This window comes from Streptomyces sp. NPDC127098, assembly GCF_042722465.1.
GTDB lineage: Bacteria > Actinomycetota > Actinomycetes > Streptomycetales > Streptomycetaceae > Streptomyces > Streptomyces millisiae.
Genome location: NZ_JBHXFJ010000028.1, coordinates 50,776 through 77,493, shown reverse-complemented (window position 1 = coordinate 77,493; position 26,718 = coordinate 50,776). Strand labels below are relative to the sequence as shown.

At 72.8% G+C, this 26,718-nt stretch carries 25 protein-coding genes; 13 read left to right on the top strand and 12 right to left on the bottom strand.

Annotated elements, in window-relative coordinates:
- Positions 1–815 precede the first annotated feature (815 nt).
- The gene (locus ACFWI8_RS19245; protein WP_387092756.1) at positions 816–1,577 is read right to left on the bottom strand and encodes a class I SAM-dependent methyltransferase; all 762 of its coding nucleotides are present in this window, start codon (positions 1,575–1,577) and stop codon (positions 816–818) included.
- Between the two features lie 100 nt (positions 1,578–1,677).
- Here ACFWI8_RS19245 and ACFWI8_RS19240 point away from each other — a divergent pair, with 100 nt between their 5' ends.
- On the top strand, positions 1,678–2,298 hold the full coding sequence (locus tag ACFWI8_RS19240) for a CGNR zinc finger domain-containing protein (protein ID WP_387092753.1): 621 nt from the start codon (positions 1,678–1,680) through the stop codon (positions 2,296–2,298).
- On the opposite strand, the gene sodX is transcribed toward ACFWI8_RS19240, so the two are convergent.
- On the bottom strand, positions 2,211–2,645 hold the full coding sequence (gene sodX / locus ACFWI8_RS19235) for a nickel-type superoxide dismutase maturation protease (protein WP_387092750.1): 435 nt from the start codon (positions 2,643–2,645) through the stop codon (positions 2,211–2,213). The genes ACFWI8_RS19240 and sodX overlap by 88 nt on opposite strands.
- Before the next feature lie 107 nt (positions 2,646–2,752).
- On the opposite strand from sodX, the gene sodN reads away from it, so the two are divergent.
- Positions 2,753–3,148 (top strand): superoxide dismutase, Ni, encoded by a 396-nt coding sequence (gene sodN / locus ACFWI8_RS19230; RefSeq protein WP_387092747.1) that lies wholly within the window; start codon positions 2,753–2,755, stop codon positions 3,146–3,148.
- Between the two features lie 231 nt (positions 3,149–3,379).
- Positions 3,380–5,785 (top strand): SpoIIE family protein phosphatase, encoded by a 2,406-nt coding sequence (locus ACFWI8_RS19225; protein WP_387092744.1) that lies wholly within the window; start codon positions 3,380–3,382, stop codon positions 5,783–5,785.
- Positions 5,786–5,788: 3 nt separating this feature from the next.
- Here the strand turns inward: ACFWI8_RS19225 and ACFWI8_RS19220 are convergent, their stop codons facing one another.
- The gene (locus tag ACFWI8_RS19220) at positions 5,789–8,035 is read right to left on the bottom strand and encodes a HelD family protein (protein ID WP_387092742.1); all 2,247 of its coding nucleotides are present in this window, start codon (positions 8,033–8,035) and stop codon (positions 5,789–5,791) included.
- Between the two features lie 128 nt (positions 8,036–8,163).
- On the bottom strand, positions 8,164–9,036 hold the full coding sequence (locus tag ACFWI8_RS19215) for an SDR family NAD(P)-dependent oxidoreductase (protein ID WP_387092739.1): 873 nt from the start codon (positions 9,034–9,036) through the stop codon (positions 8,164–8,166).
- Between the two features lie 76 nt (positions 9,037–9,112).
- Here ACFWI8_RS19215 and ACFWI8_RS19210 point away from each other — a divergent pair, with 76 nt between their 5' ends.
- The 4 genes from ACFWI8_RS19210 (at position 9,113) to ACFWI8_RS19195 (ending at position 11,835) form a co-directional block, all read left to right on the top strand.
- Positions 9,113–9,736: a TetR family transcriptional regulator gene (locus tag ACFWI8_RS19210; protein ID WP_387092736.1), complete on the top strand. Its 624-nt coding sequence runs from the start codon at positions 9,113–9,115 to the stop codon at positions 9,734–9,736.
- 10 nt (positions 9,737–9,746) lie between these two features.
- Positions 9,747–10,232, top strand: a complete 486-nt coding sequence (locus ACFWI8_RS19205; RefSeq protein WP_387092733.1) for an NUDIX domain-containing protein — start codon at positions 9,747–9,749, stop codon at positions 10,230–10,232.
- 293 nt (positions 10,233–10,525) lie between these two features.
- On the top strand, positions 10,526–10,939 hold the full coding sequence (locus ACFWI8_RS19200; RefSeq protein WP_311598832.1) for an anti-sigma regulatory factor: 414 nt from the start codon (positions 10,526–10,528) through the stop codon (positions 10,937–10,939).
- Positions 10,828–11,835 carry an RNA polymerase sigma factor SigF gene (locus ACFWI8_RS19195; protein WP_387092730.1) on the top strand — a complete coding sequence of 336 codons (1,008 nt, stop codon included), beginning with the start codon at positions 10,828–10,830 and terminating at the stop codon, positions 11,833–11,835. The genes ACFWI8_RS19200 and ACFWI8_RS19195 overlap by 112 nt, the downstream gene beginning before the upstream one ends.
- Before the next feature lie 41 nt (positions 11,836–11,876).
- Here the strand turns inward: ACFWI8_RS19195 and ACFWI8_RS19190 are convergent, their stop codons facing one another.
- Entirely contained in the window at positions 11,877–12,308 is a 432-nt protein-coding gene (locus tag ACFWI8_RS19190; RefSeq protein WP_387092727.1) for a hypothetical protein, read from the bottom strand.
- 62 nt (positions 12,309–12,370) lie between these two features.
- Between ACFWI8_RS19190 and ACFWI8_RS19185 the strand changes: the two genes are divergently transcribed.
- Both ACFWI8_RS19185 and ACFWI8_RS19180 read left to right on the top strand, forming a co-directional pair.
- The gene (locus tag ACFWI8_RS19185) at positions 12,371–13,342 is read left to right on the top strand and encodes a diacylglycerol/lipid kinase family protein (RefSeq protein WP_387092724.1); all 972 of its coding nucleotides are present in this window, start codon (positions 12,371–12,373) and stop codon (positions 13,340–13,342) included.
- A gap of 337 nt (positions 13,343–13,679) precedes the next feature.
- On the top strand, positions 13,680–13,937 hold the full coding sequence (locus tag ACFWI8_RS19180) for a WhiB family transcriptional regulator (RefSeq protein ID WP_062206726.1): 258 nt from the start codon (positions 13,680–13,682) through the stop codon (positions 13,935–13,937).
- 178 nt (positions 13,938–14,115) lie between these two features.
- On the opposite strand, the gene ACFWI8_RS19175 is transcribed toward ACFWI8_RS19180, so the two are convergent.
- Together ACFWI8_RS19175 and ACFWI8_RS19170 are read right to left on the bottom strand one after the other, a co-directional pair.
- A complete protein-coding gene (locus ACFWI8_RS19175) occupies positions 14,116–15,606 on the bottom strand; it encodes a sensor histidine kinase (protein WP_387092803.1) in 1,491 nt (496 codons plus the stop codon).
- A 335-nt stretch (positions 15,607–15,941) separates the two neighbouring features.
- Positions 15,942–16,565, bottom strand: coding sequence for a TetR/AcrR family transcriptional regulator (locus ACFWI8_RS19170; RefSeq protein WP_387092720.1), 624 nt, complete (start codon positions 16,563–16,565; stop codon positions 15,942–15,944).
- An 81-nt stretch (positions 16,566–16,646) separates the two neighbouring features.
- Here ACFWI8_RS19170 and ACFWI8_RS19165 point away from each other — a divergent pair, with 81 nt between their 5' ends.
- Positions 16,647–17,405, top strand: a complete 759-nt coding sequence (locus tag ACFWI8_RS19165; protein WP_387092717.1) for an SDR family oxidoreductase — start codon at positions 16,647–16,649, stop codon at positions 17,403–17,405.
- Between the two features lie 16 nt (positions 17,406–17,421).
- On the opposite strand, the gene ACFWI8_RS19160 is transcribed toward ACFWI8_RS19165, so the two are convergent.
- From ACFWI8_RS19160 to ACFWI8_RS19140, 5 genes are read right to left on the bottom strand one after another with little or no spacing between them, the layout of a single operon-like run.
- Positions 17,422–18,447: an SIS domain-containing protein gene (locus ACFWI8_RS19160; RefSeq protein ID WP_387092800.1), complete on the bottom strand. Its 1,026-nt coding sequence runs from the start codon at positions 18,445–18,447 to the stop codon at positions 17,422–17,424.
- A 14-nt stretch (positions 18,448–18,461) separates the two neighbouring features.
- Positions 18,462–20,015 carry a glycoside hydrolase family 3 protein gene (locus ACFWI8_RS19155; RefSeq protein WP_387092714.1) on the bottom strand — a complete coding sequence of 518 codons (1,554 nt, stop codon included), beginning with the start codon at positions 20,013–20,015 and terminating at the stop codon, positions 18,462–18,464.
- A 9-nt stretch (positions 20,016–20,024) separates the two neighbouring features.
- On the bottom strand, positions 20,025–20,852 hold the full coding sequence (locus ACFWI8_RS19150) for a carbohydrate ABC transporter permease (RefSeq protein WP_387092711.1): 828 nt from the start codon (positions 20,850–20,852) through the stop codon (positions 20,025–20,027).
- Positions 20,849–21,835, bottom strand: a complete 987-nt coding sequence (locus ACFWI8_RS19145) for a carbohydrate ABC transporter permease (RefSeq protein ID WP_387092708.1) — start codon at positions 21,833–21,835, stop codon at positions 20,849–20,851. The genes ACFWI8_RS19150 and ACFWI8_RS19145 overlap by 4 nt, the downstream gene beginning before the upstream one ends.
- Before the next feature lie 6 nt (positions 21,836–21,841).
- Complete coding sequence (locus ACFWI8_RS19140; protein WP_387092705.1) at positions 21,842–23,107, bottom strand: extracellular solute-binding protein; 1,266 nt, start codon at positions 23,105–23,107, stop codon at positions 21,842–21,844.
- Positions 23,108–23,365: 258 nt separating this feature from the next.
- On the opposite strand from ACFWI8_RS19140, the gene ACFWI8_RS19135 reads away from it, so the two are divergent.
- The 3 genes from ACFWI8_RS19135 to ACFWI8_RS19125 all read left to right on the top strand — a co-directional run bounded on the left by ACFWI8_RS19135 (position 23,366) and on the right by ACFWI8_RS19125 (position 26,650).
- A complete protein-coding gene (locus tag ACFWI8_RS19135; RefSeq protein ID WP_387092702.1) occupies positions 23,366–24,148 on the top strand; it encodes a GntR family transcriptional regulator in 783 nt (260 codons plus the stop codon).
- A gap of 181 nt (positions 24,149–24,329) precedes the next feature.
- Positions 24,330–26,462 carry a carbon starvation CstA family protein gene (locus tag ACFWI8_RS19130; protein ID WP_387092798.1) on the top strand — a complete coding sequence of 711 codons (2,133 nt, stop codon included), beginning with the start codon at positions 24,330–24,332 and terminating at the stop codon, positions 26,460–26,462.
- Positions 26,459–26,650, top strand: coding sequence for a YbdD/YjiX family protein (locus ACFWI8_RS19125; RefSeq protein ID WP_311598856.1), 192 nt, complete (start codon positions 26,459–26,461; stop codon positions 26,648–26,650). Before ACFWI8_RS19130 ends, ACFWI8_RS19125 begins: the two co-directional genes overlap by 4 nt.
- Positions 26,651–26,718 lie beyond the last annotated feature (68 nt).

The following is a 26,718-nucleotide window of genomic DNA, read 5'->3' as shown; positions in this document are numbered from 1 at the left end:
CCCGCCGGGGGGGGCCGGCGGGCGCGGGGGGGGGTTTTTGGGGGGGCGCCTCGGGGGGCGGGGCCGCGCGGGGGGCGGCCGGGGTTCTCGGGGGGGGGGGGGGGGGGGCGGGCGGGCCCCCCACCACCCCCCGCCCTGACGGCCCACGACCGGCTTCGCCGGCACGAGGGCGCCACGGGCGCCGCCGGTGACGGGCGCGGGCCGCAGGCCCAGCGACGACGCCACACAGCACCGAAGGCGCCGCAGGCCCCGCCTTCGGGGAACGAACGGCGCCACGTCGGGTCGGCACGGGCTCTGCCCGTGCCGGGGTCGCAGTCGCCCGCCGAGCCGGCCCCACCCCGGGGAACGACCACGCCGTGCCGACTACCGGGCCCGTCCATGACAGACGCGGGCGCACCACTTGCCCGGGCCGTCGGCCTGGCGACGACGCCGCACGGCACCGAAGGCGCCGCCGCACCGCTTCGCCGGCGCCCTGCCGAACCGGCCTCGCCGGTGCCGCAGGCGCCCGCCGCGCAAGGCCGCCCGCCGAGGGCGGGCGGGCACCGCCCGGCGCGCGGGCCACCCGCCCGCACCCGCGACCCGGCGTCGCCACGCCCACGGACCACGCGCCCGCGGCCGGCCGCAGGCCGACCCGCACGCCTGGGCACCCGTCGTACGGCGCACGCGTGGCCCGTCCGGTTCGAGGAGTCACGCCGGCCGCAGGCCGACCCGCGGGCAGGCACCGCCCGGCGCTCCCGCCACCCGGCGCCACCACGCCCACCGGCCGCACGCCGAGCCCGGCCGCAGGCCAACCCGCGGCGGAGCCGCGAGAGCCGTCACGCCAGTGCCAGAACGACCGCGTCCGTCAGCGAGCACCACGCCGGCCGCGTCTCCGCGAAACCCGCGGAGCGCAACGCTTCGAGGTGCCACGCGACCGGCAGGGCGCCCTGGTCCGAGTGGTCGGCGCCGTGCTCCGGGCGTCCGTAGAGGGCGAACCGCCGCTCGGCCGCCTCGGCCAGTTCCGGTGCGGCGGCGACCTTCGCCCACCAGTCGGGCCAGTCGAGGACGCCGGCCGCGCGCGCCCCGGCCTGCCGGGACTCGGTGAACGCCCGCTCCGCCGCGTTGATGCGCGGCGTCGAGGGGTCCGGCATGTGGTCCGCGTTCAGGAACACGCCGCCGGGGCGGAGCAGCGTCGTGAGCCGCCCGTACAGCTCGCGCAGCGCGTCGGGGGTGAGCCAGTGGAGCGCGGTGGCGGTGAGCACGGCGTCATAGGTGTCGTGCGGCAGCAGGGAGGGCCAGGCCGGGTCCGTGAGGTCGGCCGTGACGAAGCCGGTCCGCTCCTCGCCGGCGAAGTGGCCGCGGGCGATGGTCAGCAGCGCCGGGTCCTGGTCGACGCCGGTGGTGACGGCGCCGGGAAAGCGCCGCAGCACCCGCGCCGTGATGGTGCCGGTGCCGCACGCCAGGTCGAGGACCCGCGGCCGGTCGCCGACCAGCGCCTCGACGGCGTCGAGCATCACCCGGAACCGCTCCTCGCGGTCCGGCAGGTAGAACTCCTGCTGCCGGTCCCAACTGTCCTGCCACGCCTGCCAGTCCGCCATCGCCTTCCCTCCGAGAGCCCGAATCAAGTAATAGTCACTCAGCTCAATCACCTATTACGGGTACGCTGAGAACCCTAGGCCACTCCAGTAAGGAACACAATTGGAACTGACCTATTACTCGGACTTCGCCGTGCGCCTGGTGAACACCGAGGAGCCGCTGCGCGGCACCGACACCCTCACCTCGGTGGAGGCCGTGCGTGCCCTCTTCGGCGTGCACCAGTACGGCGCGCGCCGCGTCGGGGAGGCGGACGTGACGCGGCTGCGCGCCGTGCGGACCAGGCTGCGGGCCGTCTTCACGGCCGCCGCCGAGGGCGACGAGGCCAGGGCCGTGGACCTGCTGAACGCGCTGCTGCTCGAGTACCCGGCCAGCCCGCAGATCTCGGGACACGACGAGCTCACCGACAGCGGCCGCCCCAACTGGCACCTGCACCTGGCCGAGCACCCGTCCAACGCGACCGCCGGATACGCCGCGATCGCCTGCATGGGCCTGGCGTTCCAGCTCACCGACCTCGGGGTCGACCGGCTCGGCGTCTGCGGGGCCGCCCCCTGCCGCAACGCCTATATCGACACATCGACAAACCGCTCCAAGCGCTACTGCTCGGACCGCTGCGCCACCCGCGCCAACGTCGCCGCCTACCGCGCCCGCAGACGCCGCGAACGCAGCCTCAACAACCGCACCGAGGACGGCAGCCAGCCGAGCACCGCCACCAGCGACCGCTGATGCCGCAGCGGCGGGCGCAGCCGCAGCACCGCCCGCGCCACCACGAGCCCGTCCGGCACCACGCCGAACTCCCGGCTGTCATTGGTGACCAGCGGGTTGTCCCCCACCACCCACCAGCCGCCACCCCGCCGCTCCGCCGCGCGCTTGACGATCAGCAGGTCGTGCTGGAAGGGATGCCGCACCACGACCACGTCCCCCGGCCGCACCCGCGCCCCGTAGCCGAGCACCAACTGGTCGCCCGGCCGCAGCGTGGGCAGCATCGACGGGTTGTAGACCTCGGCGAGCCCCAGCTTCATCACACACCTCTCCTCACCCGCCATCGTCAGCCATCGGGCCGACTCCCGCATTGGACTTTTGACCTAGGCGACGCCGCACGGCCCGGCCCGCCCAGGAAAACCGGCCCTGCACGGAGTAATGTCGCCGTGAGAAGACGATCACGAGGAAGGACAGCTCCATGCTCTCCCGCCTGTTCGCCCCGAAGGTGAGGGTCAGCGCCCACTGCGACCTCCCCTGCGGTGTCTACGACCCGGCCCAGGCCCGCATCGAGGCCGAGTCGGTCAAGGCCATCCAGGAGAAGTACCAGGCCAACGAGGACCCGCACTTCCGCGCCCGCGCCACCACCATCAAGGAGGAGCGGGCCGAGCTGGCCAAGCACCACGTCTCGGTGCTCTGGAGCGACTACTTCAAGCCGCCGCACTTCGAGAAGTACCCGGAGCTCCACCAGCTGGTGAACGAGACGCTGAAGGCCCTCAGCACCGCCAAGGGGTCCACCGACCCGGCCACCGGCCAGAAGGCGCTCGACTACATCGCCCAGATCGACAAGATCTTCTGGGAGACCAAGAAGGCCTGACCGCCCGTTCGCACCGCGGTCGCCGTGAAGCGCCCCGTTCCGATCCGGAACGGGGCGCTTTCCATGGGCCGTTCGGGGCACCCGGCGCCGCGGCCGGGCACCCGTCAGGGGGAACGCGGTGCTGTTCGCGCCCCGGATCTCGCCTTCCTTCGCTTGAGAGCGCCCGCTTTCTGAACGAATCTGATCACACGGGCATCCGCCCGGCACCTGGCCAGACGGGACGGCGCAGCGATGGAGAACCCGGAACCGACACCGGCGGTGGCCACCGCCGTGGTGGACGGCTCGGGGACCATCACGGCCTGGAGCGAGGGCGCGGCGCTGCTGCTCGGCCTGCCGGCCGCCGAGGCCGTGGGCAGGGCGGCGGCCGAGCTGCTGGCCGAGGCCGTGCCGCCCGGCACCAGGGCGTCGCTCGCCGCACTCCCCCGCTGGAACGGCACGCTGGCGCTGCGCCACCGCGCAGGGCACGTGGTACGCGTCGCGGTGATCGCACACCGCAGGGAGCCGGACGAGGACGGCGACGGCTGGCTGCTGGTCGGCCGGCTCTCCGGCGGCGAGCCGCGTCCTGGCGAGGAGGAGCTCGCGGCCATCGCGTTCGAGCAGACGACGGCCGCGCTGGCCATCTACGACACCGACCTGCGGCTGCGCCGGTGGAACGAGGAGATGGCGCGCACCGTCGGGCTCACCGAGGACGAGGCGCGCGGCCTCCGGCTCTCCGAGATCGGCGGCAAGCCGCAGAGCCAGGAGCTGGAGCAGCACCTGGCGTACGCCAGGGACACCGGCCGCCGGCAGGACCTGGACACCTTCCTGCGCACCGGCGGCGAGCAGCGGGAGCACGCCTGGGCCGCCTCCTTCGTGCCGCTGCGCGACCGGTCCGGCCGGCTGCGCGCCGTCTGCCTGACGGCCATCGACACCACCGAGCAGTACGCGGCCAGGCAGCGGCTCGCGGTCCTCAACGACGCGGCGGCGCGCATCGGCAGCTCGCTCGACGTCACCCGAACGGCCGAGGAGCTGGCCGAGGTGTGCGTGCCGTACCTCGCCGACCTCATCACCGTCGACCTGTTCGAGCCGCCGATGGAGGCGAAGGCGTCCGCGCCCTGGCAGCGGCCGATGCGGCGGATCGCCGTGCGGTCCGTGCTGGAGGGCTGCCCGGAGGCCCTGACACCGACGGGCACCCTGACCAGTTACTCGCGGCACTCACCGCAGGCCCAGGCGCTGCGCGTCGGCCACTCGGTACGCTACGCCCTGGAGGACCCCGCGCTGCGCCCGTGGTACGAGGAGCGGCCGCAACGGCTGGCGCGCATCCGCGAGTTCGGCATCCACTCGATGATGACGGTGCCGATGCGGGCCCGCGGCGTCACGCTGGGCGTGGCGATGCTCGCCCGGCACCGGCGCCCCGAGCCGTTCGTCCACGACGACGTGCTGCTTGCGGAGGAGATCGCCGCCCGGGCCGCCGTCTGCGTGGACAACGCCCGCCGCTACACCCGCGAGCGCGAGGTGGCGCTGACGCTCCAGCGCAACCTGCTCCCCCGGGTGCTGCCAAGCCCCACGGCCGTCGCCACCGCCTCCCGCTACCGGCCGGCCGCGCCGCACACCGGGGTGGGCGGTGACTGGTTCGACGTCATCCAGCTCTCCGGCGCCCGGGTGGCGCTGGTGGTGGGCGACGTCGTCGGCCACGGCGTCCAGGCCTCGGCCACCATGGGCCGACTGCGCACGGCGGTGCGGACGCTGGCGGACGTCGACCTGCCGCCCGACGAACTCCTCACCCATCTGGATGATCTGGTGGCGCGTCTCGCGATGGAGACCGGCGACCAGGAGGCGGCCGGCGACGTCGGCGCCACCTGCCTGTACGCCGTCTACGACCCGGTCTCGCGGATCTGCCAGCTGGCGCGGGCCGGGCACCCCCCGCCGCTGGTGCTCCCGCCGGACGGGGCGGCGCCCGAGGTGCTGCGGGTGCCGGCAGGGCCGCCGCTCGGCGTGGGCGGCCTGCCGTTCGAGGCGGTGGAGCGCGAGCTGCCGGAGGGCAGCCTGCTGACGCTCTGCACGGACGGCCTGTTGGTGAACCGCGACCGGGACATCGACGCCGGCTTCGCTCTGTTGCGGGACGTGCTCGGCGGGCACCGGGACGAGCCGCTCGAGTCGCTGTGCGACACGGTGCTCGAAGCGCTGCTGCCCGCGGACGGGGCGCGCGACGACGTGGCGCTGCTGCTGGCCCGCACCCGGGCGCTCGGCGCCGACCGGACGGCGTTCTGGGACGTGCCGCCGGTCCCGGCCTCGGTGGGCGAGGCGCGGAAGCGGGTGGGCGAACGGCTGGCGGTCTGGGGTCTCGGCGAGGCGGAGATCATGACCAGCGAGTTGCTCACCAGCGAGCTGGTCACCAACGCCCTCCGGCACGCCAGCCCGCCGATCGGGCTGCGGCTGATCCTCGACAAGGGCCTGATCTTCGAGGTGTGCGACGCCAGCAGCACGGCCCCGCACCTGCGCCGCGCCCGGTCGCTCGACGAGACCGGGCGCGGCCTGATGCTGGTCGCCCAGCTCGCCGGGCGCTGGGGCACCAGGCACACCCAGGCCGGCAAGGTCATCTGGGCCGAACTGCCGCTGCCCGAACCGCGGGACGCGGCGGGCCGTCCCGATGCCTGAGCGTCACAGCTCACCGAGCGGCGGCAACGGTGGGCGGGCCGCGTCGTGCAGGACGACGAGGCGCCGGGTGGGTCGGGTCAGCGCGACATAGAGGTCGTTCAGGCCGCGCGGCGAGTCGGCGACGATCCGGTCGGGGTCGACCACGACCACCGAGTCGAACTCGAGTCCCTTGGCGGTCCTGGGGTCGAGCACGTCCACCCGGTCGGGAGCGGCGGCGCGCACCGGCCCGGCGAGCGCGGCGACCAGGCCGGCGGGCGCGATCACGCCCACCCGACCCCCGGTGGTGCGGGCGCGCTCCGCGGCGGCCAACCGGCCGGCCGCGGCGGCCAGTTCGCCGGCCGGCACGGGCTCGCGCCAGGGTGCGACGCCGGCCGCCCGCACGGCGCGCGGCGCGGTGCGGGCGGCGTCGATCCGCCGCAGCACCGCCGCGGCCAGCTCGGCGATCTCGGACGGCAGGCGGTAGTTGACGGTCAGCTCGGCCAGCCGCCAGCGGTCCCCGACATGCGGCGCGAGCACCCCCGCCCAGGACGGGGCGCCGGCCGGGTCCCCGGTCTGCGCGATGTCGCCGACGATCGTCATGGAGCGGGCCGGGCAGCGCCGCATCAGCAACCGCCAAGCCATCGGGGAGAGTTCCTGGGCCTCGTCCACCACGACGTGCCCGAAGGCCCAGGTCCGGTCGGCGGCGGCCCGCTGGGCCTGGCTGCGGTGGTCGGCCTCCTCGTGCCGTTCGGCGAGCGTCTCGGCGTCCAGGAGGTCATAGGCGGAGAGGAGTTCGGGCTCGTCGCCATCGTCGAAGTCGGTGGTGCGGGAGCCGTAGGCGACGTCCAGCGCCTCCTGGGCCAGCCGCAGGCGCTCCGCGCGCTCGGCCGCCACCGCGGCGCGGTCGGCGCGGTCGTCGACGCCGAGCAGTTCGGCGGCCTCGTCGAGCAGCGGCACGTCGGCCGGGCTCCAACCGCGGTGCGGGCCGCGCAGCAGCGCGGCCCGCTCGGCGCGGTCGAGCCGGGGCGCGGCGGCGGCCAGGCGGCGGGGCGAGGCGTAGAGCTCGGCGAGCAGGCGTTGTGGGTCGAGGGCCGGCCAGAGGGCGTCGACGGCCGCCGCCACCTCGGGGCTCTCGCGCAGCTCGGTGACGATGGTCTCCAGGTCGGCGTCGGTGAGCAGGCTGCCGCCGTCGAGCGGGTCGGTGCCGTAGCGCTCGCTCGCCGCCCGGGCCAGCGCCTCGATCATCCAGCGCCGGAACCAGGGGCGGGCCTCGTTGTGCGGCAGCCGGGTCTCGCGGGCCCTGGCGCGGATCCGCAGGCACGTCTCCCGGTCGAGGGAGAGCCGCTCGCCGTCGTGGACGACCTCGAAGGGCTCGCCCTCCTCCGGCACGCGCTGCCGGTCCCGGACGGCGGCGGCGACCACCTCGGCCATGTCGAGCCGGCCCTTCAGCTCGACGACTTCCGGGGCCTCGGCGAGCTCGGCGCGGACGCCGGGGAAGAGCTCACCCACGGTGGCGAGCAGCACGCCGGTCTCGCCGAGCGACGGCAGCACGTCGCCGATGTAGCGCAGGAAGGTGGCGTTGGGGCCGATCACCAGCACCACGCTCCTGGTGAGCCGTTCGCGGTGGGTGTAGAGGAGGTAGGCGGCGCGGTGCAGGGCGACGGCGGTCTTGCCGGTGCCCGGGCCACCCTGGACGACGAGCACGCCGGTGTGGTCGGCGCGGATGATGTCGTCCTGCTCGGCCTGGATGGTGGAGACGATGTCGGCCATCCGGCCGGTCCGCTCGGCGTCGAGCGCGTCGAACAGGGCGGAGTCGCCCGTCGGTTCGGCGCCGCGGTCGAACTCCTCGTCCTGCACGCCGGTCACCCGCCGGCCCTCGGTCCTGATATGCCGGCGGCGCCTGACGTTTTCCGTGGAAACGGCGGTGGCGACATAGAAAGGGCGGGCCGCGGGTGCCCGCCAGTCGATCAGCAGCGGCTCGTAGTCGGTGGTGTCGTCGAGGATTCCGATACGGCCGATATGGCAGCGCTCGCCGTCGCGCATGTCGAGCCGGCCGAAGCAGAGACCGTTCTCGACCGAGTCGAGCCGGGCCGCCCGACCGGCCAACTCGGCAGCCGCCACGTCCCGTTCCGCGAGCCCCTGGTGACCGAGGCCGGTGCTGGCCAGCACCTGGTCGAGCCGCTCCCTGGTCTCCCCGCGCAGCGCGTCGAGCCGGTCGTAGAGCCGCGTCAGATATTCCTGTTCCTGGTCGTGCATTCCGCCGCTTGACATTTCGGTCCCCACCTCACTACAATTCCCTTTGTATCCCACCTGCTTGACGCCACCCGGAAAGCGTCAAACCACGGAATATACCGGGGAATTCCGACCGCCGCCAGCACGCGGCGGTTTTTCGTTTCCCCCTATTGGCGCGTGCCCCGCCCCGCCGCCAAGCGCTCGCAGAGCGCGAGCACCGCCTCCCGGTTCGCCTCGACCAGCACGCTGGCCGGCCAACGAGCCCACTCCCCCCTGGCGTTGAGATAGCGCCCGGTCACGCCGCCGAGCTCGGGATCGCCAGCGAGCCGCACGCTCGACCGCGCCGCCTTCGCGAGGTCGCCGAGCAGCACGGGCCCGAGCAGCCGGATCAGCGGCGCCAACGGCCGGTAGGCGTAGGGGAAGGCGCGGGCCGGGGTGGCCCGGTTGCCCGGCGTGTAGGCGTGCCCGGGGTAGGCCACGTTCACCGTGACGCCGGAGCCGGCCAGGCGCTCGGAGAGGGCGAGACTCAGCGCCATCAGGGCGGTCTTGGTGTGGTTGTAGTGGCTGAAGGTCCAGCCCCGGTAGCGCCGTTCGCCCTGGAGGTTGGTCGGGTCGATCGGGCCGTCGGGCAGGCCGCCGGTGAGGTTGACGACGCGGGCGCCGCCGTCGGCCGCGCGCAGCGCCGGCAGCAGTCCGGTGGTCAGCACGTAGGGCGCCAGCACGTTGGCCGCGAAGGCGGTCTCGACGCCGTCCTCGGTGAGCGTGCGGTCGGCCGGGTTCACCCCGAAGTTGTTGACCAGCACGTCGAGCCCGCCGTACCGCGCGGACACCTCGGCCACCAGCCGCCGCAGGTCGGCCAGCCTGGTCAGGTCGGCCGGGCACGCCTCCCCTCCGATCTCCCGCGCCGCGGCCGCCGCTCGGCCCGCATCCCGCCCCACCACGACCACCCGGGCGCCGAGCGCGGCGAGTCCACGCGCCGTCTCCCTGCCGATCCCCCCGGTACCGCCCGTCACCAGGACCGTCCTGCCGCGCACACCCATCAGCCCCTTCACCCAACGACAAATCTGTCACCTGATGACAGGATAGCCATCGAGTACCGATCTCTAGACTCTGGGCATGAGCGGCGACGAGGAAGCGGCCCCGGGCCTGCGCGAACGCACCAGGCAGGCGGTCCGGGCGGAGTTGGCCAGGTTGGCACTCGACCTGTTCACCAGCAGGGGCTACGAGGAGACGACCGTCGAGGACGTGGCCCGGGCCGCCGGCATGTCCAAGCGCAGCTTCTTCCGCTACTTCCCCACCAAGGAGGACGTGGTCTTCGGCGACCTGGAGCTGATGGCGGCGCGGATCGCCGAGGAGATCGCGGGCCGGCCCGCCGACGAGCCGCCCTGGCCTTGCCTGACCGCCGTGCTCGCCGACTGGCAGGACCGCATCCACGCCGACCAGCGCGAGCTGACCGGGCTGCGGCTGATCGAGTCCAGCCCCGCGCTGCGCGCCCGACTGCACCAGAAGCGCGACGAGTTGCGCGCGCTGGTCGCCGAGGCGCTGCGCGCGCGCCCCGGCGCGCGCCTCGACGTGTTCACCGCCGACCTGCTCACCGGTGCCGCCGCGGCGGCCCTGGACGCGGCGGGGCGCGAGTGGCTGCGCAGCGAGGGCCGCGCCGACCGGGCCGCGCTGCTGACGCGCGCCTTCGCGCTGCTCGAACCCCGAGACGCCGTCCCCGATGTCGGTGCCACCGCCTAGGGTTGCGGACATGGCACCACCCAAGGCCCCCCTGCCACCCGCCACCCGCTCGATGACGCTCCTCGCCGCCGCCGTGCTGGTGCACGACCTCGCGGAGCGGCGCGTCGTGCTCCTGCAGCGCGGCCCCGAGGCCAAGTTCGCGCCCGGCCACTGGGACCTGCCGGTCGGCAAGAGCGATCCGGGCGAGCCCGTCACGCTCACCGCCGCCCGCGAGTTGGCGGAGGAGACGGGCCTCGTCGTCGACCCGGCCGAACTGCGCCTGGCGCACGTGGTGCACGGCGCGCACGGCGTGGAGTCGCCAGGCGGCTTCGTCACCGTGATCTTCACGGCCCACCGCTGGAGCGGCACCCTGGACAACCGCGAGCCGGAGAAGCACTCCCGCGCCGAATGGGTCCCGGTCGACGCGATACCCGAGCCGCTGGTGTTCGGCGAGGAGCGCGTCATCCACCGCTGCCTGGCCGGCGATCCGGGCGTCAGCCTGCCGGGTTGGGGCTGACGGCGACCGACCACGGCCGACCCCGCCGGACCGCCGGCGCAGTACGATCAACGATCATGGCGCTGCCACCCCGCAACGCCGCGTCGTCGCCGAGGAATTGGCGCCGCAAGGCTGGCCACAGTAAGCACCGGATGCATTACGATGAGTAATACCGCCGAGATGGTCAGGGCCGCCGGCGCATCCCACGGCAGGCGACAGCGCGCCGGGGATCGCGGTAGCGTCGCAGGGCGTACCAGGGCATCCGGCAGGTGCCAGGGAGCGCTCAATCAGTGTGAGTCTCTGTGGAGGTGAGGGTGTCCCCAATCCCAGGTGAGCCCGGATCGCAGGACTTCGTCGAAGTCCGACTGCCGGCCGCCGGTGCCTATCTGTCGGTGCTGCGGACGGCCACCGCCGGCCTCGCGGCCCGACTGGACTTCACCCTCGACGAGATCGAGGACCTGCGCATCGCGGTCGACGAGGCCTGCGCCATCCTGCTGCAACAGGCGAAGCCGGGCAGCGTCCTCGACTGCGTCTTCACGCTGGTGGGTGACGCGCTGCGGGTCACGGTCTCGGCCCCGACCACCGAGGGCCACGCCCCGGAGCGGGACACCTTCGCGTGGACCGTGTTGACCGCCCTGGCGGGCGAGGTCGAGTCGGCCGTCGGCGAGGACAAGACGGTCAGCATCAGCCTGCACAAGAAGCGCGGCGCCGCCCCCGGAGCGCCGTGACCGGCGATCGGGGCCCGTCAGACGATGAGGGGGCCGAGGTGAACGAGGTGGAACAGACGGCGACAGCGGCCGCGGCCGCGGCCGCGATTCCCGAGCAGGCGGAGCCGGCGAGGAGCGCCCCGCGGCGCCCCGCGCCCGATCCGCGCGACCGGAGCGCCGCGCGCGATCTCTTCGTCGAGCTGCGCGGGCTCCCGCCGGGCTCGCCGGAGCGCGCGGAGCTGCGCAACACCCTGGTCAGGATGCATCTGCCGTTGGTCGAGCACCTCGCCAGGCGTTTCAGGAACCGGGGCGAGCCGCTCGACGACCTGACCCAGGTCGCCACCATCGGCCTGATCAAGTCAGTCGACCGGTTCGACCCGGAGCGCGGCGTCGAGTTCTCGACCTATGCCACGCCCACGGTGGTCGGGGAGATCAAGCGGCACTTCCGCGACAAGGGCTGGGCGGTTCGGGTGCCGCGCCGGCTCCAGGAGCTGCGGCTCTCGCTCGGCCAGGCCACGGCCGAGCTGTCGCAGCAGCACGGCCGAGCCCCCACGGTGCACGAGTTGGCCCGCCGGCTCAACATCTCAGAGGAGGACGTGCTCGAGGGCCTGGAGTCGGCCAACGCGTACAGCACGCTCTCCCTCGACGTGCCGGACACCGACGACGAGTCCCCGGCCGTCGCGGACACGTTGGGCGCCGAGGACGACGCGCTGGAGGGCGTGGAGTACCGGGAGTCGCTCAAGCCGCTGCTCGAGGAACTGCCGCCGCGCGAGAAGAAGATCCTGCTGCTGCGCTTCTTCGGCAACATGACCCAGTCGCAGATCGCCCAGGAGGTCGGCATCTCCCAGATGCACGTCTCCCGCCTGCTGGCCCGCACGCTCGCCCAGCTGCGGGAGAAGCTGCTGGTCGAGGAGTAGCGGCGCACGCCAGGGCCGGGCGGCACCCCGTCCGGCCGGGACTACGCCTCGCGCGGGCCGACGCCGAGGGCGGCCGTGGCCGTGGGGTTGACGAGGCAGGCCAGCACCGCCACGGCCGAAACGCCGAGTGCCACCGCGGCCAGCGGCCACAGCCGGCCGCTGCCCAGCAGCGTGAAGGCCACCGGCAGCGCCAGCAGCTGCATCACCACGGCCGGCCCCCGGCTCCAGCGGCGCAGCCGCCACAGGCCGTGGCCGGCGGCCAGCGGGAGCGCCGCCAGCACCAGCACCGTCAGCGCCCCGGTCACCGCCTGCGCCGGATCCTCCGCGTCGCCGAACAGGGCGAGCGCCAGCAGCACCGCGCCGAGCCCCGCGACCACCACGCCCTGCACCCCGCACAGCAGCGCGGCGACGCTCACCGTGCGCGGCCGCGCGCTCACCCGGGGGTCGGTGCCCCCGCCGCCGTTCTCGCTCACCTGGCCAGGGTAGCGCCGGGCGCCGCCGCCCCCACCGCCCTGGCCTGGGTACTCTGCACTTCATGCGCGCACTTCTCGTGGTCAACCCCGTCGCCACCACCACCAGTGCGCGGACCCGTGACGTCCTGGCGCACGCCCTCGCCAGCGATCTCAAGCTGGAGGTCGCCGCCACGGAGTACCGCGGTCACGCCAGGGAGCTCGCCCGGCGGGCCGCCGAGCAGGGCACTACCGACCTGGTGATCGCCCTGGGCGGTGACGGCACGGTCAACGAGGTGGTCAACGGGCTGCTCCACCACGGGCCGCGCCGCGGTGAGCTGCCGAGCCTGGCGGTGGTACCCGGGGGCTCCACCAACGTGTTCGCCAGGGCGCTGGGGCTGCCCAACGACGCGGTCGAGGCGACCGGCGCGCTGCTCGGGGCGTTGCGCGACGACAGCTCGCGCGAGATCGGGCTCGGCCTGGTGACGGGCACCCCCGGCTCGGCGGACGCCGAGGTGCCGAGCCGCTGGTTCACGTTCTGCGCCGGCTTCGGCTTCGACGCCGGGGTGATCGGGCGCGTGGAGTCACACCGGGAGCGCGGGAAGCGCTCCACACACTCCCTCTATGTCCGGCAGGCGGTGCGGCACTTCACGGACGACCGGCAGCAGCGCCACCACGGGACGATCAGCCTGCTGCGGGAGGGCAAGGAGCCGGTGGACGGGCTGGTGTTGACCATAGTGTGCAACACCGCTCCGTGGACCTTCTTCGGCAACCGGCCGATCTACGCGGCCCCCCGGGCCTCGTTCGACACCGGTCTTGACCTGACGGCCGTAACCCGGCTGTCATCAGCGGCTCTGGCCCGCTTCACGGCCCAGTTGCTCGCCTCGTCGCCGGAGCGCGGCATGAGCGGCCGGCATGTCGTGTCCCTGCACGACGAGACGAGCTTCACCTTGCAATCGCAGGCGCCACAGCCGTTTCAGCTTGATGGTGACCACCTTGGGCTGCGTACCAGCGTCTCGTTCACAGGCGTGCGCCGTGCACTGCGTGTGATTGTGTGAGCAGAACGGGGGAAAGTCCTTGCAGTCGAACGTTTAGCGCAGACCCCACCCGAGGGAAGTAGGGCTGTGAGCAAGGCGACACCAAGGATTCAAAAAAAACTTTCCGGAAGGGGTTGTATCCGCCGCCGAGGTTTGCGAACCTCTTCATGGCGATCGGGACGGCCGAAGCATCGGCACCTTGAGAGCCCGAACCCCCCTTCCCCGCCCAGAGGGATAGCAGACCCCCAGGTCTCCATCAGAAGGCATCCGAGCAACCGGTGGTCTTTTGTCGGGGGATTCGTGAAAGCGTTCACATTCACAAGCAATGTAACTGCAACGTGCAGGAGATGGAGCAGACATGGACTGGCGTCACAGCGCCGTTTGCCGCGAGGAAGACCCCGAGCTGTTCTTCCCCATCGGCAACACCGGTCCTGCGCTGCTGCAGATCGAGGAAGCCAAGGCCGTCTGCCGCCGCTGCCCCGTCATGGAGCAGTGCCTGCAGTGGGCCCTGGAGTCCGGCCAGGACTCCGGTGTCTGGGGCGGCATGAGCGAGGACGAGCGCCGTGCGATGAAGCGCCGCGCCGCTCGCAACCGGGCGCGCAAGGCCACCGCCTGAGCGCGGCCCGCTGACCCGCTGACGGTCGCCCCAACCGTCATTTGCTGCCCCGAGCCGCAGCACGCGTAGCACCGAAGTGCGCAGCGCGAAGAAGCGTTGAGCCCCGATCCCGTGGCAACGGCCACGCAGGGTCGGGGCTTTCGCTTGCCCGCGGCCGGTCGGCCGCGGGCCTCGGAGCTCAGCGCTTGTGCTGATCCAGCGGGATGTCCAGCACCACCCGGGTGCCGGTGCCCTCGCCCTCGACCGGCACCATGTCGAAGCGGCCGCCCAACTCGCCCTCCACCAGCGTCCGGACGATCTGCAGGCCCAGGTTGCCGCCGCGGCGCGGGTCGAAGCCCTCGGGGAGGCCGCGCCCGTCGTCCTGCACGGTGACCAGCAGCCGGCCCCGCCCCCGCCGCACCTCGCCGCGGGTCGCGCCGACCTCGATGGTGCCGCGCTGTCCGGGGCCGAAGGCGTGTTCCAGCGCGTTCTGCAGGACCTCGGTCAACACCATGGACAGCGGGGTCGCGGTCTCGGCGTCGAGTATCCCGAACCGCCCGGCGCGGCGGGCCGACACCCGCCCGTCCGGGGCGAGTTCGGCGACCATGGTGATCACGCGGTCCGCGATCTCGTCGAACTCGACGCGCTCGTCCAGGTTCTGCGAGAGCGTCTCGTGCACGATGGCGATCGAGCCGACCCGGCGGACGGCCTCGTCGAGCGCCGCCTGGGCGCTGCTGTCGCCGGTGGCGCCGATCCGCCGGGACTGCAACCGCAACAGGGCCGCCACCGTCTGGAGGTTGTTCTTCACCCGGTGATGGATCTCCCGGATGGTGGCGTCCTTGGTGATCAACTCCCGCTCGCGGCGCCGCAGCTCGGTCACGTCGCGGAGCAGGATCAGCGAACCGATGCGCTCCCCCTTGGGCTTGAGCGGGATGGCGCGCAGCTGGATGACGCAGTCGGCGCCCTCGATCTCGGCCTCCCTCGGCGCCCAGCCGCTGGCCAGCTTGACCAGCGACTCGTCCACCGGGCCGCGGGTGGGGGCGAGGTCGGCGGTGGTCGGCCCGAGCGGCAGCCCCACCAGATCGGTGGCGAGGCCGAGCCGGTGGTAGGCGGAGAGGGCGTTGGGGCTGGCGTAGAGGACGACGCCCTCCGCGTCGAGCCGGATGAAGCCGTCCCCGACCCGGGGCGCCCGGTCCATGCCGACCTGCTGGCCGGGGAAGGGGAAGGTGCCGGCGGCGATCATCTGGGCGAGGTCGGAGGCGCTCTGCAGATAGGTGAGCTCGAGGCGGCTCGGGGTGCGGACGGTCAGCAGGTTGGTGTTGCGCGCGATCACGCCGAGCACCCGGCTCTCCCGGCGCACGGGGATGGACTCCACGCGCACGGGCACCTCCTCGCGCCACTCGGGGTCGCCCTCGCGCACGATCCGGCCCTCGTCGAGGGCGACGTCGAGCAGCGGGCGGCGGCCGCGCGGCACCAGGTGGCCGACCATGTCGTCCTGGTAGGAGGTGGGCCCGGTGTTGGGCCGCATCTGGGCGACCGAGACGTACCGGGTGCCGTCCCTGGTGGGCAGCCAGAGGACCAGGTCCGCGAAGGAGAGGTCCGAGAGCAACTGCCACTCGGAGACCAGCAGGTGCAGCCACTCGAGGTCGCGCTCCCCGAGGTCGGTGTGCTGGCGGACGAGGTCGTTCATGGATGGCACACCGGCGAGCTTACCGGGGGCGCCCGCCATGGCCGGGACGGCGATCGCGGGGGCGTGCGCGCCGGGGGCAAGCACCGGGGTGCGATCAAGAAACGACGGCGTCCGGCGGGTGGGGGCAGGAAGTCCGTTCAGAGCATGGACACACGTGGCGGGCGCGGTTCAGAATGGGGGAACCGATGACGAGACTTCTGCTCTCCCCGCACAGGAGGGCAGAGCGAGGCCCGTGGCGCTCTCTGCCCTGACGGCGTCAGTGGGCCCGTATCGCTCCGGGCTGCGGTGCCGAGAGGGTTGAGGGTCCCTCCCCGGCGCCGCGGCCCGTGGGTGTCTCAGGGCTCCTTCGGCCCTTCCCGCTCCGCCGGCCAGCAGCGCATCGCCGCCTCGACCACGGCGAGCAGCTCCTCCCGGCTCGCACCGTCCCGCGACTGCTGGCTCATGCCCTGCATCACGGTGCCGGCGAATCTGGCGAGTGCCGCCGCGTCGGTGTCCTGGGCGAGCAGGCCGGCGTCGACGTCCTGCCGGATGCGCCGCTCGAACGCGCCCACATTGTGCCGCCGCATCTCGCGCAAGCCCTCGGCCACCTCCTCGGCCGACTCCGAGTAGGTGGCGACGGCGGAGATCACCAGGCAGCCGTGCGGCCGTCCTGGCACCGTGTACTCGACGGCCGCCTCGCGCAGCGCCCGGCCGATGGCGGCCCTCGCGGTGGGCTCCTCGGCCAATGCGCGGTCGACGAAGCCGCCGTACTGCCTGACGTAGGACTCGGTGGCCTCCTCGAAGAGCGTCTTCTTGTCGCCGAACGCCGCGTACAGGCTCGGGGCGCCGATCCCCATGGCCCTGGTCAGGTCGGCCACGGAGGTGCCCTCGTAGCCGTGCTCCCAGAAGGCGCGCATGGCCTTCTCCAGGGCCGTCTCCCGGTCGAACGACCGCGGTCTGCCGCGTTGTCTCCCACTCACGGGTGAATTCTATAGCGATCGCTCGGCAAAGCCTGCTACGGTCCATTCTGTAACGGTCACTAGAGAAAGAAAGAGCGCGAGATGGGAACCCTCGACGGCAAGACGGCGCTGGTCACCGGCGGGAGCAGGGGCATCGGGCGGGCGATCGCCGAGCGGCTCGGGCGGGACGGCGCCCGCGTCGCGGTCCACTTCGGGGAGAACGAGGCGGCGGCGAAGGACACGGTGGCGGCCATCGAGGCCGAGGGCGGCAGCGCCTTCGCCATCCGGGCGCGGCTCGGCGAGCCGGGCGACGCCGAGGCCCTGTGGGCCGCCTTCGACGAGCAGGCGGACGGCGTCGACATCCTGGTGAACAACGCGGGCGTGGACGACGGTCGGCAGGGCTTCGCCGGCATCACACCCGAGGCGTTCGACCGGGTGTTCTCGATCAACGCCAGGGCGCCGTTCTTCATCATCCAGCACGGCCTCGGCCGGCTGCGGGACGGCGGCCGGATCATCAACGTCTCGACCGGGCTGACGCACCAGCCGGGGGCCATCCCCGAGATCGTCGCCTACACGATGACCAAGAGCGCCCTCGACCAGCTCACGGCGGTGCTCGCCAAGGAGCTTGGGCCGCGCGGCATCACGGTGAACGCGGTGGCCCCCGGCGCCATCGACACGGACATGAACGCGGGCTGGCTCCGGGCCAGCCCGGAGGCGCGCGAGGCCACGGCGCGCCGGTCACCGCTCGGCCGGGTCGGCATGCCGGCCGACGTGGCCGACATCGCCGGCTTCCTGGCCTCGACCGACAGCCGGTGGGTCACCGGGCAGTGGATAGACGCCACCGGGGGCGCCCTGCTCTGAACCGCCCGGGGCGGGCCTAGCGGGTCTCGGTGACCTTGGCCAGCGCCCGGGGCGCGTCCGGGTCCTGGCCGCGGGCGAGGGTCACCTCGTAGGCGAGGCGTTGCAGCGGAAGGATCTCCAGCACGGGTTGCAGTTCCTCGGGCACGTCCCCGGTGGGCAGTGCGAAGCCGGCGGACGCCGCCTCGGCCTCGGCGGCCGGGCCGACCACGACCAGGTCGGCGCCCCGGTCCCGCAGCCGGTCGAGGACAAGGCGCAGGGCCCGCCCGCCCCGGCCGTCGGGCACGATGGCGATCACCGGGGAGACGTTGTCGACCATGGCCAGGGGGCCGTGCAGCAGGTCGGCGCCGGAGTAGGCGAGCGCCGGTATGTAGCTGGTCTCCATCAGCTTGAGCGCCGCCTCGCGGGCGGTGGGGTAGCCGTAGCCGCGGGAGGTGAGGACCATCCGCTCGGCGAAGCGGTAGCGGCCGGCCAGGGCGCGCACCTCGTCCCTCCGGTCGAGGATCCGCTCGGCGAGCTCGGGCAGCCGGGCGGCGGTCGTCGGGCCGTCGCCGCCGCGCAACGCATCGACGAGGAGGTAGAGGGCGAGCAGTTCGGCGGTGTAGGTCTTGGTGGCCGGCAGGGCGCGCTCGGGCCCGGCGAGCACGTCGACGGTGAACTCACTGGCGGCCACCAGCGGCGAGTCCGCGTTGTTGGTGACGGCCAGGGTGATCGCGCCGGCGTCGCGGGCGGCGGTGGTGGAGGCCACCAGGTCGGGTGAGCCGCCGGACTGGCTCACCGCGATCACCAGGCAGTCGCTCAGGTCGGGCCGGGCTCCGTAGGCGGTGGTGGTGGACATGGAGGTGAGGCCGCAGGGCTTGCCCAGCAGGATCTCCAGCAGGTACTTCGCGTAGAGGGCGGCGTTGTCGGAGGTGCCGCGGCCGGTCAGCAGCACGAAGCGCGGGTTCCGCGCGGCGATCCGCCGGGCGACGGCGCGGATGGGCCCGGCGCCCTCGGTCAGGATCCGCCGCAGCACGGCCGGCTGCTCGGCCATCTCGGCCGCCATGATCCGGCCGGCGGTCAACGGCCCTCCTCCCGGCCGGCGATGACCTCCGCGGCGGCCCGTCCGCAGACCCGGGCGGCGCCGTGGGTGGCCACGTGCAGGGCGCCGGCGGGCGGGGCGTGCGGGACGCCCATCTCGACGACCACCACGTCGGGGCGGGCGGCCAGCAGGGCGGTCAGGGCCCGGGCCATCCAGGGGTGCCGGTGGGTGTCCCGGACCACGGCCACGATCGGCCGGTCGCCGGCGGCCGCCAGCACCTCGGCCGCGAGGCCCTCGACGCCCGCGCGTTCGGCGTCGGCGTGGGTGTGGTGGCCGGCGCTGGTCCCCGGCAGCAGGCGGTCGAGCTCGGCGGCCACCCCCCAGGGGGTCTGGGTACCGGCGGCCATGTTGGCCACCGGGGTGAAGGCGGCCACGTAGGGGGCGCGGGTCAGCGGTCGGAAGGGGGGGCCTTCGGTCGAGGGGGTGACCCGCAGGGCGCGGCGGGCGGCGGCGAGGCCGATGGTGTCGGCGTCCGGCTCGTCCGCTGGGGCCTGGGCGCGGGCCTTGGCGGTCCAGCCGGCCAGCGCCCTGACCCGCTCGGCCGCGTCGTGCAGCCGCTCCTCGGACAGTTCGCCCTCCCGCACGGCCTGGATGATGCCGTCCCGCAGCCGCAACACCTCCGCCTCGTCCGACGGGGTGCCGCCGACGCAGATGGCGTCGGCCCCGGCGGCGACGGCGAGGGCGCAGCCGCGTTCCAGGCCGTAGGTGTCGGCGACGCCCTTCATCTCGATGGCGTCCGAGTAGATCACCCCGTCGTAGCCGAGGCCACCCTCGGCTACGGGGGCGCGCAGCAGTCCGGTGAGCACGGCGGGGCTGAGGGTCCCGGGCCGGTCGGGGTCGAGGGCCGGGATGAGGATGTGCGCGCTCATCACGCAGCGGCTCCCGGCGGCTATGGCGGCCTTGAAGGGCACCAGCTCGCGCTGGTGGAGGGTGGTGAGGTCGATGTCGATGCGGGGCAGCGCGAGATGGGAGTCCACGTTGGTGTTGCCGTGCCCGGGGAAGTGCTTGACGCAGGCGGCGACGCCGGCGCTCTGCAGGCCCTGGACGAAGGCGACGGTGTGCCGGGCCACGAGCTCTGGGTCCTGGCCGAAGGAGCGGACGCCGATCACCGGGTTCTCGGGGTCGGAGTTGACGTCGGCCGAGGGCGCCCAGTTGACCGTGATGCCGGCCTCGGCGAGGCGCCGGCCGATCCGGGCGGCGACCGAGCGGGTCAGCTCCGGGTCGTCGACGCTGCCGAGGGCCAGGTTCCCTGGGAAGGACGAGCCGCCGAGCCGCTCGAGGCGGGTCACGTCCCCGGCCTCCTCGTCCATCGCCACCAGCACGTCGGGCCGCACCGCCCGCAGTTGGGCGGTGAGGTCGGCGAGTTGGGCGGTGGAGACGACGTTCCTGCCGAACAGTCCGACGCCGGTCATGCCGTTCTCCAGCTGCCGCAGCAGCCAGTCGGGCGCGGTGGTGGTGCCGGCGAAAGTGGGCTGCAGGACGGCGAGCGCGTCCCTGGTCAGGGTGTCGGAGTCGGGTGCCAGGGTGGTCATCGGTCGGCGTTATCCCTTCACGGCCCCCGCGGCCATGCCGCCGGTGACCCGTCGCTGGAGGATGAGGAAGACGATCAGCACCGGGACGGTGAAGAGCGACGAGGCGGCCATCGTCGCACCCCAGTCGTTGCCGAAGTTCGTCTGGAACTGGGTGAGCCACAGCGGCAGGGTGGCCGCGTCGGGGGCCTTGTTGAGCACCAGCACCATGGCGTACTCGTTCCACGCCATGATGAACCCGAACAGCGAGGTGGCCATCAGGCCCGGGGCGAGCAGCGGAAAGATGACCCGGCGGAAGGCCTCAAGGCGCCCGCAGCCGTCGATCAGGGCGGCCTCCTCCAGCTCCCTCGGCACGGCGGCGATGAAGCCGCGCAGCGTCCAGATCGTGAAGGGCAGGGCCATCACGAAGTAGACGAGGACGAGGGTGCCCAGGCTGTTGAGCATCGACAGGTCCCGGGCGTTGAGGTAGACCACGATGATCAGGATCTCCCAGGGCGCCATCTGGGCCATCATCACGGCGAGCACCATCCCGCGCCGCCCCCGGAAGCGCATCCTGGCAATGGCGAAGCTGGCCGCGAGCGCCACCACGAGCGCGAGCAGCACGGCCCCGACGGTGACCAGCACGCTGTTGGCGACGTAGGTCCAGAACAGCTCGACGCCGGTGGCAGTCGCGTAGTGCTCGAACGTCGGGGTGAAGAGGAAGACCGGATCGCGGGTGAGCACCTCGGAGTTGCTCTTGAAGGAGGTGGAGAACATCCAGTAGACGGGGAAGAGGAACACCGCCGCCAGCAGCAGGGCGAGCCCGTTGCGCCAGAGGCGGCCCAGGGTGCGTGCGTTCATGCGGTCTCGTTCTCCCTCTCCTGGCGGAGGATGAGGCGGAAGTAGAAGGACATGGCCACCAGCAGGATCAGCAGGGTGAGCACGGAGATGGCCGCGCCCGTGCCGTACTGGTTCTGCCCCATGCCCTCGATGTAGGCCATGACGGGCAGGGTCTCGGACTCGCGGTCGGGGCCACCGCCGTTGAGGGTGTAGATCTGGACGAACGCCTTGAACACCCAGATGATCTCGAGGAACGTGGTGATCAGGAAGAAGGGCCGCATGATCGGCGCCACGATGGACCAGAAGACGCGCCAGCCGCTGGCGCCGTCCATCCGCGCCGCCTCGTAGATCTCGCCGCCGATGGTGGTGAGGCCGGCGTAGAGGTTGAGCGCGACGAACGGCACCGAGGCCCAGACGACCAGCACGGTGACGATGACGAGCGTCGAGGTGCCGCTGGCGAACCAGTTGTGCTCTTCGTAGCCGTCGAAGCCGAGTCCGCGCATGGCCCAGTTGGCCACGCCGAACTGGGTGTCGAAGAGCCAGCGGAAGACAGTGGTGCTGGCCACGGGGGGCATCGCCCAGGCGGCGACCAGGCTGATGGAGAGCACCAGGCGCATCCTGCGGCCCAGTTGGTTGAGCAGCAGCCCGATGAGGGTGCCGATCAGCAGGATCAGCACCACGTTGCACGCCATGAAGAGCACGGTGCGGACCAGGGAGTCCCAGAAGCGGTCGTTCTCCAGCACCGCTCGGTAGTTGTCGAGCCCGGTCCACTCGGTGGTGCGCGAGATCAGCTGCCGGCGGCCGAACGCCTGGAAGGAGATGAGCAGGTTGCGGACCAGCGCGTAGCCGAGGACGGCGAGCATCGCGAGCACGGCCGGCGCGATCAGCAGGTAGGGCACCCAGCGGGCCGAAGGGCGCCAGCCGCCGGCCGCGCGGCCGACCCGCCCGCCGGGCGGGGTGCCGCGCGGCGGAGCGGGTGGGGCCTGTTCGATATCGACGGTCATCGCGCGCTACTCGCGGTTGATCCGGGCGGTGATCTCCGCGTCGGCCTCCTGGGCGGCGCCGGAGTAGTCCTCGCCGTTGAGCGCCTTGGTCATCAGTTCCTTTATGGGGTTGGGCCCGGTCTCGACATTGGCCCAGCCAGTGGTCAGCGGCGGCAGGAAGCCGACGTCGGCGGACCGCACCATGGCTTCCGCGAAGGTGCCGGCCTCGGGCTCGGCCGTGACGTCGGTGCGGTTGGGCACCACGCCGCCGGAGTTGGCGTCCACGTACCGCTGCGCCCACTCCTGGGAGGTGGCCATCCGCAGCCACTCGTTGGCGAGTTCGGGGTTCCCGGCACGCTCGGAGACGGCCAGGTTCGAGCCGCCGAGGAAGACGTGGCCGAGCTCGTCGGCGGTCTTGCCGGGGATCGGGAAGTAGCCGAAGTCGGCCTCGCCGCCCTGCTCCTCGATGGCGGCGACGGCGCCGGCCGCCTCCCAGCCGAGTCCGATCCAGGACGCGACCTCGCCGTTCGGCACCACCTCGGTGGACTGCTGGGGCGACGCCTCGTCGTTGTCGGTCGGGGAGTTCGAGAACGAATGGAGCTGGGCGTAGAAGTCCATGCCGGCCTCGCCGGCCGGGGTGTCAAGGGCGCCGGCCCAGCCGTCGCCGTCCTCGACGGCGAAGTTGCCGCCCTCGTCGGCGATGAAGCCGCCGAGCACGTAGTAGCTCTGTCCCGGCAGGTAGATGGGCTCGGCGTCGGTGTTGGCCTCGATGGCCTCCAGGGCCTCGATCCACTCGTCCCTGGTGGTGGGCACCTCGGCGCCGGCCTCCTCCCAGATGCTCCGGTCGTAGATGACGACCCGGTTGGCGCCGTACCAGGGCACGGCGTAGAGGGTGTCGTCGACCCGGCCCGAGGAGAGCATGGCCTCGTTCCAGGGTTCGTCGGCGAGGTCGCCGAGGTCGGCGAGGCCGCCGGTGTTGGCGTATCCGACGGTCTGGGTGTTGCCGATCTCCAGCACGTCGACGGTGCCGTCCTCGGACAGGGCCGTGGTGACCCGGTCCTGGATGCCGTTCCACTGCTGGGTCTCGACGTTGACGGTGACACCGTGTTCGGCCTCGAAGGCGGCGTTGAGCTCGGAGACCCAGGCCTCTGGCGCCGAGCCGTCCATGAGCCAGACGGTGATGGAGTCCGAGCTCCCGCCACCCCCGGCGCCGCTGCTGCCGTCGTCACCGCAGGCCGCCAGGCTGACCGTCAGGGTCATCATGCCGGCGGCGGCGATCAGCTTGCGCTTCACGATCCCGAGCCTCCGTAACGTTTAATGGTGGAGATACAAGAGGTGTAGACCAGTTGCCCGGGAGCTTGGACTAGACCAAGTCGGGGTGTCAAGAGTCCACGAGCGGCGCATGCTGTCCGTTACCGGACCGACATCTGTTCGGATCACACGCCGAACTCGGGCCCGTGCCACGATGTGAACTGCGATGTCTCGGAGGAGCCGGTGACGGCGGAGAACGCGGAAGGCGCCGCGCGGAAGAACGAATCGGGAAGGCGTGGTATGGCGAGAGACGGGGCGACGGTCGCGGGCTCACCCGCCGGCGCGGACGGGCCCGACCGCAGCCGGACCACGCGGGTGCCGAAGTACTACCGCCTCAAGCGCCATCTCCAGCAGATGACCGAGACGCTCCCGCCCGGCACCGCGGTGCCGCCGGAGCGTTCCCTGGCCACCGAGTTCGACACCTCGCGCACCACCGTCCGCCAGGCCCTCCAGGAGCTGGTGGTCGAGGGCCGGCTCGAGCGCATCCAGGGCAAGGGCACCTTCGTCGCCAAGCCGAAGGTCTCCCAGATGCTCCAACTCACCTCCTACACCGAGGACATGGGTGCCCAAGGCCTCGAACCTACCTCCCAGCTGCTGGAGATCGGCTACATCACCGCCGACGAGCGCCTCAGCCGTCTGCTCGACATCCCGCCGGGCGGCCGGGTGCTGCGCATCGAGCGGCTGCGGCTGGCGAGCGGCGAACCGATGGCGATAGAGACCACGCACCTCTCCCAGGCGCGCTTCCCCGCCCTGCGGCGCAGCCTGGTCCGCTACACCTCGCTCTACACGGCCCTCGCCGAGGTCTACGACGTGCACCTGGCAAGCGCCGAGGAGACCATCGAGACCTCGCTCGCCAACCCCCGCGAGGCCGGCCTGCTCGGCACGGACGTCGGCCTGCCGATGCTGATGCTCTCCCGCCACTCCCGCGACTCCACCGGCAAACCCGTCGAATGGGTCCGCTCCGTCTACCGCGGCGACCGCTACAAGTTCGTCGCCAACCTCGCCAGGCCGGGCCTGGCGTAGACCCGCCGGTGGGCCTACGCCGCACGCCTCCCTGGTCAACTGGGCTTCCTCTGGCCTAGATTCCGGCGAGTCAGTCAAGGAGGACAGGCGGGAGACCACCGTGCAATTCCCCACGCACGCACGACCACGCTCCATCGCCATCTGGACCACCGTCGCCGTCATCGGCGCCGTCGGCTGGTCCATGTTGGCGCTCTACCGCGGCGAGGAGGTGTCCGCCGCCTGGATGGTGGCGGCCGCGCTCGGCTCGTACGCCATCGGCTACCGCTTCTACGCCCGCTACATCGCGACCCGCGTGCTGCGTGCCGACCCGACCCGCGCCACCCCGGCCGAACGCGTCAACGACGGCGTCGACTTCCACCCGACCGACCGCCGCGTGCTGCTCGGCCACCACTTCGCCGGCATCTCCGGCGCCGGCCCCCTGGTCGGCCCGGTGCTCGCCGCACAGATGGGCTATCTGCCCGGCACCATCTGGATCATCGTCGGCGTCATCTTCGCCGGCGCCGTCCAGGACATGGTGGTGCTGTTCTTCTCCACCCGCCGCGACGGCAAGTCGCTCGGCCAGATCGCGCGCGAGGAGATCGGCCCGATCGGCGGCGTCGCCGCGGTCATCGCCGTCTTCGCCATCATGATCATCCTGTTGGCGGTGCTGGCGCTGGTGGTGGTCAACGCGCTCGCCGAGTCGCCCTGGGGCACCTTCTCGGTCGGCCTGACCATCCCCATCGCCCTCTTCATGGGCGTCTACCTGCGCTACCTCCGCCCCGGTCGGGTCGCGGAGGTCACCGTCATCGGCGTGGCGCTGCTGCTGCTCGCCATCGCCTCGGGCCGCTGGGTCGCCAACTCGGGGCTGGCGGACACCTTCACGCTCTCGCCGCGCACCCTCGTCGTCTGGCTGGTGATCTACGGCTTCGCGGCGTCCGTCGCGCCGGTGTGGCTGCTGCTGGTCCCCCGGGACTACCTGTCGACGTTCATGAAGATCGGCACCATCGTGCTGCTCGCCGCGGCCCTGGTGGTCACGCTGCCGACGCTGAAGATGGACGCCGTCACGGACTTCGCGAGCAACGGCGAGGGGCCGGTGTTCGCCGGCTCGCTCTTCCCGTTCGTGTTCATCACCATCGCCTGCGGCGCGGTCTCCGGGTTCCACGCCCTGATCTCCTCCGGCACCACGCCCAAGATGATCCAGAAGGAGACCCAGGTCCGCACCATCGGCTACGGCGCGATGCTGATGGAGTCGGGGGTGGCGATCATGGCGATCACCGCCGCCTGCGTGCTCGACCCGGGCGTCTACTTCGCGATGAACGCCTCGCCCGCGGTGATCGGCGACACCCTCCAGTCCGCCGCCGACACCATCTCCTCCTGGGGCTTCACCGTCACGCCTGAGCAACTCGCGGCCGCCGCGGAGTCCGTCGAGGAGGAGTCGCTGCTCTCCAGGACCGGCGGCGCGCCGACGCTCGCGCTGGGCCTCGCCGCGATCCTCGCGGACATCATCGGCGGCGACGCGATGATGAGCTTCTGGTATCACTTCGCGATCATGTTCGAGGCGCTGTTCATCCTGACGGCGATCGACGCCGGCACCCGGGTCGGCCGCTTCATCGTCCAGGACGCCATCGCCTCCGTCCACCCGAGGTTCGGCCGGATGCGCGCCACCAACTGGCTGCCCGGCATCGCGTTGAGCAGCGGCATCGTCGTCGCACTCTGGGGCTACCTGCTGTGGGTCGGCGTCAACGACCCGCTCGGCGGCATCAACACGCTGTTCCCGGTGTTCGGCATCTCCAACCAGCTGCTGGCGGCGGTGGCGTTGGCCGTCTGCACGGTGCTGCTGGTCAAGTCCGGCCGGCTGCGGTACGTCTGGGTGACGTTGCTGCCGCTCACCTGGCTCGCCGTGGTCACACTCACCGCGAGCTGGCAGAAGGTGTTCTCCGGCGACCCGGCGGTCGGCTTCTGGGCCCGGCGCGACCAGTACCAGGACGGCATCGACGCCGGACAACTGCTGCCCGGCGCACAGGACATGGACGACATGCGGACCATCGTCAACAACGCCACCCTCGACGCGGCGATCTCCGCGGTGCTGGCCCTGCTGGTGCTGATCGTCTTCGCCGACGCGCTGCGGGTGTGCGTGCGGGCCGTCCGCAACCCGGGCACGGCCCGGCTGCGGGAGTCCCCGCACGTGCCGTCGCGGCTGATCGCCCCGGCCGGCCTGATCCCGACGAAGGAGGAGCGCGCCGAGCTCGCCGCGGCGGGCCTGGGCCCGGGCGGCGGCATCCCAGAGCAGTCCAGGGGTGCGCGGAGCACGGCGAAGGTGGAGGCCGGCGAATGAGACGCGCGGCGGCCTGGCTGCGTTGGTACGTCACCGAGCTGACCGGCGAGAACGCCTACGCCCGCCACGTCGCGCGGGTCCGCGAGGTGGACCCGTCGGCGCCCGTGCCCTCCCGTCGCGCCTTCGAACGCGAGCGGGTCGAGCGCCGCTACGGAGATCCGCGCAACGGGGGCGGCGTCTGCTGCTAGCCCCTGCCGGGGCGGGGGGGGGGGGGTGTACCCCCCCCCCCCCCCCCCCCCCGGGGCCCCCCCCCCCC

What these genes read in the sequence shown, in the direction of transcription:
- ACFWI8_RS19160 (WP_387092800.1), bottom strand. Translation starts at nt 18,447, where the DNA reads ATGGCGGCCGAGATGGCCGAGCAGCCGGCCGTGCTGCGGCGGATCCTG.
- ACFWI8_RS19205 (WP_387092733.1), top strand. Translation starts at nt 9,747, where the DNA reads ATGGCACCACCCAAGGCCCCCCTGCCACCCGCCACCCGCTCGATGACG.
- ACFWI8_RS19145 (WP_387092708.1), bottom strand. Translation starts at nt 21,835, where the DNA reads ATGACCGTCGATATCGAACAGGCCCCACCCGCTCCGCCGCGCGGCACC.
- ACFWI8_RS19175 (WP_387092803.1), bottom strand. Translation starts at nt 15,606, where the DNA reads ATGAACGACCTCGTCCGCCAGCACACCGACCTCGGGGAGCGCGACCTC.
- ACFWI8_RS19185 (WP_387092724.1), top strand. Translation starts at nt 12,371, where the DNA reads ATGCGCGCACTTCTCGTGGTCAACCCCGTCGCCACCACCACCAGTGCG.
- ACFWI8_RS19220 (WP_387092742.1), bottom strand. Translation starts at nt 8,035, where the DNA reads ATGTCAAGCGGCGGAATGCACGACCAGGAACAGGAATATCTGACGCGG.
- ACFWI8_RS19215 (WP_387092739.1), bottom strand. Translation starts at nt 9,036, where the DNA reads ATGGGTGTGCGCGGCAGGACGGTCCTGGTGACGGGCGGTACCGGGGGG.
- ACFWI8_RS19225 (WP_387092744.1), top strand. Translation starts at nt 3,380, where the DNA reads ATGGAGAACCCGGAACCGACACCGGCGGTGGCCACCGCCGTGGTGGAC.
- ACFWI8_RS19180 (WP_062206726.1), top strand. Translation starts at nt 13,680, where the DNA reads ATGGACTGGCGTCACAGCGCCGTTTGCCGCGAGGAAGACCCCGAGCTG.
- sodN (WP_387092747.1), top strand. Translation starts at nt 2,753, where the DNA reads ATGCTCTCCCGCCTGTTCGCCCCGAAGGTGAGGGTCAGCGCCCACTGC.
- ACFWI8_RS19245 (WP_387092756.1), bottom strand. Translation starts at nt 1,577, where the DNA reads ATGGCGGACTGGCAGGCGTGGCAGGACAGTTGGGACCGGCAGCAGGAG.
- ACFWI8_RS19135 (WP_387092702.1), top strand. Translation starts at nt 23,366, where the DNA reads ATGGCGAGAGACGGGGCGACGGTCGCGGGCTCACCCGCCGGCGCGGAC.
- ACFWI8_RS19130 (WP_387092798.1), top strand. Translation starts at nt 24,330, where the DNA reads ATGTTGGCGCTCTACCGCGGCGAGGAGGTGTCCGCCGCCTGGATGGTG.
- ACFWI8_RS19125 (WP_311598856.1), top strand. Translation starts at nt 26,459, where the DNA reads ATGAGACGCGCGGCGGCCTGGCTGCGTTGGTACGTCACCGAGCTGACC.
- ACFWI8_RS19165 (WP_387092717.1), top strand. Translation starts at nt 16,647, where the DNA reads ATGGGAACCCTCGACGGCAAGACGGCGCTGGTCACCGGCGGGAGCAGG.
- ACFWI8_RS19150 (WP_387092711.1), bottom strand. Translation starts at nt 20,852, where the DNA reads ATGAACGCACGCACCCTGGGCCGCCTCTGGCGCAACGGGCTCGCCCTG.
- ACFWI8_RS19155 (WP_387092714.1), bottom strand. Translation starts at nt 20,015, where the DNA reads ATGACCACCCTGGCACCCGACTCCGACACCCTGACCAGGGACGCGCTC.
- sodX (WP_387092750.1), bottom strand. Translation starts at nt 2,645, where the DNA reads ATGCGGGAGTCGGCCCGATGGCTGACGATGGCGGGTGAGGAGAGGTGT.
- ACFWI8_RS19210 (WP_387092736.1), top strand. Translation starts at nt 9,113, where the DNA reads ATGAGCGGCGACGAGGAAGCGGCCCCGGGCCTGCGCGAACGCACCAGG.